Below are 5,594 nucleotides of genomic sequence, written 5' to 3'. Positions count from 1 at the left end.
GGGCGTGCACGGCGACCGGGCCGGGCGGGGCGTGGGGGGGTGCACCGGCCGGACCGGGGTGCGGTCCGGCCGGTGCGGGCGGCCCTCTTCCCCCTCCGGGAGAGGGCCGCGCTGGGGTGCGGCTCGGGTCCCCTCCGGCCCGGGCCGCACGGTGAGAGGTGCGGCGTCCCCTGGGAGGTGATGACCACCGCCGCACCGGCTTTTTAGGCCGCGTCCCGGTAGGGGTGGCGGGGGTGGTGGGGCGCGGCGGCGGGTGCCGGGGAAGGAACGCCGCCGCGCCTGCTCGGGGAAGGTGAGAATGTCAGGGGTGCCGGAGGTATTGGGGGTGCCGAAGCGGTCGGAGCGGCCGGGGGCGCCGACGTGGTCGGAGGGGCCGGGGCGGTGAGGGGGGTCTCGCGGCGGGCGGTCACGGCCATGACCGCCTCATACATCCGCCTCTCCAGGTCCTCGGCGGTGGCGGCGTCGACCATCAGCGGCTCGGACGTCGCCCAGGCGGCCAGGGCGTAGAAACGGCGACTGCCCACGCCGTACAGCACGGTCCAACTCGGCCACGCCTGCGCCAGGCGTTCGGCCTCGGCTCGGGCCGGGCCGTCCCACAGGCGGCGATGCACCGTCGTGGGGCGGACCTGCCCGGCGCGGTGACGGCCCAAAGTGCCGGAGGGGCGGGAGGGGCGGCGCCACCTCATGCGTTCACCACCCCGGCCGCTGCGGTTTCCTCCTGGCGTGCGGTCTCGGCCTGGAGCTGCTCGAAGGTGTCGGCGTCCACGGTGCGCTCGGCCCCGGCGTGGAACGCCTCCGGGGAGAACGGCTCTCGGCGGCTGGCCCAGAAACGGCCCCTGTCACTGAGGAACACCTGCCAACCGGGGATCACCGGCCTCGCGGACGTCGCGGACGCGGGTCTCGCGGACTGGGGCGTTGTGGATCTACCATCGTGCATGGATCGGACCTCCATCGTCCGGTTGAGGGCTCGTCCGAGCGTCGCTATCGCCGGGCGAGCCCGTTTTATGGGGTGGGAAAGAAGCCTCTGGAAGGCGCCGTACGGGGTCGGCGGCCGGTGCGCAGGCGGGGTGGTCCCGGTCTCGCGAGGGCTGTCGATAACCGGAGGCATGCCGCGCGGTGCGGGACGCCGGCCGTCCTCGCGCCGGGGTGGCGCGGCGGCGGTTCTGAACGGGGGCGCCGAGCGTCGGACAGGGCGGGGCGTCCGCTTGGGCAGCGGCGGCCGTACGACGGGCGCGACCGGAACGATCACAGGCAGGTCGGGACGGCGCTGCGCGGGCACCAGGGGAATCACCTCGGTGGGGGCCACGTCGGCGGGCGGCTCGAAGCCCGGCAGAGGGTGACCGAGGCGGCGAGCCTGAAGGCGCATCCGCATCAGCGAACCGTCCGGCTGTACGTAGTCGTGGTCGGCGGGCCGGCAGGGACAGCCATGCGCGTAGGGCGCGTGCCCGCAGACGGCGCACCCCATCGGCATGGGCGCGACGTCGGCGAAGCAGCCGCAGCCGTCCCTGGTCGCCGTGGTCCGGTCGAGAACCGGAGCACTAAGGTTGTTCATGGGTCAGGAACGCCTTCCTGATCAAGGGTCCGTTCAAGCGTTCGCAGCGCTGAGCGGACCCCTTTTCTAAGGTGGTTCGCCCTATGGTTCAGACGCTGGTCACGTCAGCCCTTCTAGGCGAGCCAGTTCTTTCGGTGATTGTCTTGGGACTATAGTCGGCCAACGCCAGCTCTCTGTCAATTATCCCAAGACAATTTCTAACGGAAGGGAGAGTTGTGTGATGGCCGTGCACTCGCGCTACCTGGACCTCGCCGCTCAGATCCGGACACGGATCGAGGCCGGCGAGTGGGAGCCCGGAGCCAGGCTCCCGCGTCTGGACGACTTCGCATCGCAGTACGGCGCGAACCGGGACACGATCGGCCGAGCGATCGGAGTGCTGGAGTCGGAGGGTTTCGTCTGGGCGGTGCAGGGGCGAGGGATCATCGTCCGGCACGGCATGATGCGGCTGCGCAGACCACGCGGGAACCTGGTGAAACGGAATATCGCCACCGACCGCCCCGGCTACTCCTTTCCCTCGGCCTCCGGCCAGGAAGTCTGGAAGCACCACGTCCCGCCGACCGTGTCCGTCGAACCTCTGACCGACCCGCGAATCGCGAAACTGCTTGGCGTCCCGGCGGGCACGGAGGTGATGCGCCGGTTCAGAGTCACCGGACCGGAGTCGGAGCCACCGTTCCAGATCGGTATCTCGTGGATCCACCCGCGTGGTGTCACCGACGCCCCGGAGGTCGCCTCCCAGGCTCCGGGACCGGGAGACTGGCTTTATCGACTGGAGAAGGCCGGGCACTGGCCGATCAGCTGGATGGAGATTCACAGGGCGCGGATGCCGACCAAAGACGAGGCCGGCCTGCTGGAGATCCCCACCAGCCTGCCCGTACTGGAGATCGTGCGGCAGGGCATCTCGGGACGTGACGATCAGCCCATCGAGGTGACCGAATACATTGTGGCCGGCGACCGCGTCGAAACCGTGCACGTTCTTCACCGCGACGAATCCGCACAAGCCCCGTGGCCCGACGACACCGAGACGGGCGAGTGAACGAATGACCCTCACCGTTGAAGCCGCCGCCCGCACCCACATCGGACTCGTGCGCCGACGCAACGAAGACGCCGTCTACTCAGGCCGTTCCCTGTTCGCCGTCGCCGACGGTCTCGGCGGCCACACCGCCGGCGATGTCGCCAGCACCACCGTGGTCGAAACCTTGCGAGCCCACGACCGCCAGGTCGATCCGGCGAACCTGTCCACCGCCCTGGGAGGAGCGGTCTACGCGGCCAACCAGGCCCTGCACCGCAGGATCGAAGCCGCACCCGAACTGGCGGGCATGGGCACCACGCTGGTGGCGATGCTGTGGTCCGAAACGACGGCGGTCCTGGCGAACGTGGGCGACTCCCGCGCCTACCTGCTGCGCGATGCCGGCTTCAACGCCGACGGCGCCTCAGAGATCATCCAGATCACTGAGGACCACACCTACGGGAACTTGGTGGCCGACGCCAACAGTATGCCGAACCTGTCGGGACGCATCTCCCGCTTCCTGGACGGTCGGCCGGATGGCCGCTCCCCCGACCTCACCGTCCGAGAACTCCGCTCCGGCGACCGGTTCCTGCTGTGCTCGGACGGGCTGAGTTCAGCCGTTCCCGATAAGCTCATCCGAGACGCGCTGCGCTCGTCGAGCGATTCAGAAGAAGCAGCCACCCGCCTTATCGCACTGGCCAACGACCACGGCGGCCCCGATAACATCACCGTGATCGTCATCGACGTACGGAACGCTTGCTGAACGCTTCGGAGCTGGTGGAGGGCGGACCAGTCGTGCGCGCCCAGACGGTACCCCCACCCGCTGCCCTGACCGGCCCCGACAGGCATTGGCGGAGGCGTGTACCGCAGTCCGCGGCCAGGGATGCCAGCCAGGTTCGACAAACTTATGCTGACGTTCGGGCGTCTCACCGACGCGTGCCTGTCCCCCGAGGAGTCCGCGGCGCTCATCGCCGCGGTGAGGAGTAACCATGATCTCCCCTGACATGTCCGGCGCCGAGTTCCGTAAGTCCAGCCTCAGCGGTAGCGGGAATGACTGCGTTGAGGTGGCGACGAACCTGCCCGGCCTCATCGCCGTCCGCGACAGCAAGAACCCCTCCGGCCCGGCACTGACCTTCTCCCCGGCCGCCTGGAGCGACTTCCTCGCGAGCATCCGCAACGGAGACCTCTGACCTCAACACGAAAAGCACCGCGCGGCCGGATACCTGGGACGCCTGACCGCGCGGCCTCGTCGTCCCTCGCCGCTGTGGGTGCCGTCACGTAGCCCCCCGGCACGGTTTCAGCATCGGCGGTTCCGGCCTACCGCCCTGCACCGCCATCCAGGAGATACACCGCAGCGCCGCGACATTGTGGGGACGGGTCTCATTACCATCGAGCCCACGCCCTATCCGCCTCACCATGGCCCCGTAGCTCCGGAGCTCGTCATGTACTTCCTCGAACAGCTTCCCGGCCACTACAGAGCCGACATGTGGCTCGGCCCTCGCCACCTCATCCCGACCGTCACGACCCAGGCACACCTCATCAAGGAACTTGCCCAGGCAGCCGACGCGCCCGTGCGCCGCGGCCTGCTGAGCGCTGGTGTCGCCTACGCGGCACTGCTTGGCTGGCTGTACCAGGACGCCGGAGACATCCATCACTCCGGGGTCTGGCGGACCCTCGCCCTGGACATGGCCCATCGCTCTCAGGACCCGCAGCTCATCAGTTACGCCCTCACCAACAAGGCGATGCTCGCGGTCGATCTGGAGGATGGCCGAACCGTTGTCGACTATGCCGAGGCTGCTTTGGCCAATGAGAGCAAGTTGTGTCCGAAGGTGCGGATACTTGCTCTGGTCCACCAAGCGCATGGCCACTCGATGCTGCCGGTGAAGAGCAAGAATGTGGTGGATCGGTTTCTGGATCAGGCGGCCGATCTTGTGGATCATGTCGATGATGAACATCCATGGGGTAACGCCTGCCGCCGTACTCTCGGATACATCGACGTCCAGCGAGCGACCGCCTACCTTCGACTGGGCGCCTACCGTGAGGCCGTTGCGCTCTGGGAGCAGATTCTCGGCGCGGCGCGACAACGGTGTGTTCTGGGCACGTCAGGCAAGTGCTCTGGCTGCGGTCCCCGAACCGGAGCGAGTTGTCCAGATCGCGTCAGCCACCGCGTCTATCGTCGCCGGCACCGGATCGGCGAGGCTGCGCCAAGAGCTCAAAGCCATTCCGCGACGAGCGACCGCCTGGGCAGGTACCACGTCCGGCCGGGAGCTGACTGAGATCATCTCTCAGTTCGCCTGATCCATTGACGTGGAGATGCCGATGCCCCCTCAGCCGTTGTCCGAAGAGGAGATAGCCGCCCATCTGGCCGGGTTACCGGGATGGGAGCGTGAGGACCACACCATTGCCCGCGCTTTCAAGCACACGTATCACGAATGTGTGCACATGGCTATGTACGTCGCGGCCAAGGCCCGAGAGGTCGGCCACCACCCCGACATTCACATCACCTGGCAACGGATCCGCTTCGTGATCACCACCCACGACGCGGGGAACCACCTCACAGCCAAGGACTTCGAGCTTGCGCACCACATCAATGAGATCGTCGTCGGTCATGGTGCCGAAGCGATCTAAGTGCAGCGAACCGGTAAGGAGAGAATGATGAACAATCCCTCGAAACTGTCCGGCGCCGAGTTCCGCAAGTCCAGCCTCAGCGGTGGTGGCAACAACTGCGTCGAGGTGGCCACGAACATCCCCGGCCTCGTAGCCGTCCGCGACAGCAAGAACCCCTCCGGCCCGGCGCTGACCTTCTCCCCGGCCGCATGGAGCGACTTCCTCGCGAGCATCCGCAGCGGAGACCTCTAGTGTCCTGCGCCTGAAATTCGTCGGCAATATCGTGCGAGGGATTCGAGGATCTCCTCGGCGGTCTTCTTCCATACGAACGGCTGGGGGTTGTCGTTCCACTGAGTGATCCAGTCCCGGATGTCCTTCTCCAGAGACTGGACGCTCTTATGAACCCCGCGCCGGATGAGTTGCCCGGTC

Annotated in this window: 8 protein-coding genes and 1 pseudogene; 6 read left to right on the top strand and 3 right to left on the bottom strand. The window is 67.6% G+C overall.

The annotated features are described in order from the left end of the window. Positions 1-203: 203 nt before the first annotated feature. Both ACWEF2_RS31490 and ACWEF2_RS31485 read right to left on the bottom strand, forming a co-directional pair. Positions 204-686: a hypothetical protein gene (locus ACWEF2_RS31490; RefSeq protein ID WP_453819891.1), complete on the bottom strand. Its 483-nt coding sequence runs from the start codon at positions 684-686 to the stop codon at positions 204-206. Then, positions 683-1,552 carry a hypothetical protein gene (locus ACWEF2_RS31485; RefSeq protein ID WP_453819890.1) on the bottom strand — a complete coding sequence of 290 codons (870 nt, stop codon included), beginning with the start codon at positions 1,550-1,552 and terminating at the stop codon, positions 683-685. Before ACWEF2_RS31485 ends, ACWEF2_RS31490 begins: the two co-directional genes overlap by 4 nt. Before the next feature lie 220 nt (positions 1,553-1,772). Here ACWEF2_RS31485 and ACWEF2_RS31480 point away from each other — a divergent pair, with 220 nt between their 5' ends. From ACWEF2_RS31480 to ACWEF2_RS31455, 6 genes are all read left to right on the top strand, one after another. After that, the gene (locus tag ACWEF2_RS31480) at positions 1,773-2,585 is read left to right on the top strand and encodes a GntR family transcriptional regulator (protein WP_453819889.1); all 813 of its coding nucleotides are present in this window, start codon (positions 1,773-1,775) and stop codon (positions 2,583-2,585) included. Between the two features lie 4 nt (positions 2,586-2,589). Then, positions 2,590-3,321, top strand: coding sequence for a PP2C family protein-serine/threonine phosphatase (locus tag ACWEF2_RS31475; RefSeq protein WP_453819888.1), 732 nt, complete (start codon positions 2,590-2,592; stop codon positions 3,319-3,321). Positions 3,322-3,547: 226 nt separating this feature from the next. Beyond that, positions 3,548-3,748, top strand: coding sequence for a DUF397 domain-containing protein (locus tag ACWEF2_RS31470; RefSeq protein ID WP_453819887.1), 201 nt, complete (start codon positions 3,548-3,550; stop codon positions 3,746-3,748). A gap of 252 nt (positions 3,749-4,000) precedes the next feature. After that, positions 4,001-4,834, top strand: a complete 834-nt coding sequence (locus tag ACWEF2_RS31465) for a hypothetical protein (protein ID WP_453819886.1) — start codon at positions 4,001-4,003, stop codon at positions 4,832-4,834. 43 nt (positions 4,835-4,877) lie between these two features. Then, complete coding sequence (locus ACWEF2_RS31460) at positions 4,878-5,186, top strand: 4a-hydroxytetrahydrobiopterin dehydratase (protein ID WP_453819885.1); 309 nt, start codon at positions 4,878-4,880, stop codon at positions 5,184-5,186. A 27-nt stretch (positions 5,187-5,213) separates the two neighbouring features. After that, positions 5,214-5,417: a DUF397 domain-containing protein gene (locus tag ACWEF2_RS31455; protein ID WP_453819884.1), complete on the top strand. Its 204-nt coding sequence runs from the start codon at positions 5,214-5,216 to the stop codon at positions 5,415-5,417. Here ACWEF2_RS31455 and ACWEF2_RS31450 read toward each other — a convergent pair. Further along, a pseudogene (locus tag ACWEF2_RS31450) lies at positions 5,414-5,594 on the bottom strand (IS630 family transposase); the annotation flags it as partial. The gene ACWEF2_RS31455 and the pseudogene ACWEF2_RS31450 sit on opposite strands and share 4 nt — an antisense overlap.

Source organism: Streptosporangium sp. NPDC004631, assembly GCF_053601935.1.
The sequence above is the reverse complement of the archived record's forward strand: the minus strand, read 5'-3'. Positions and strand labels throughout refer to the sequence as shown.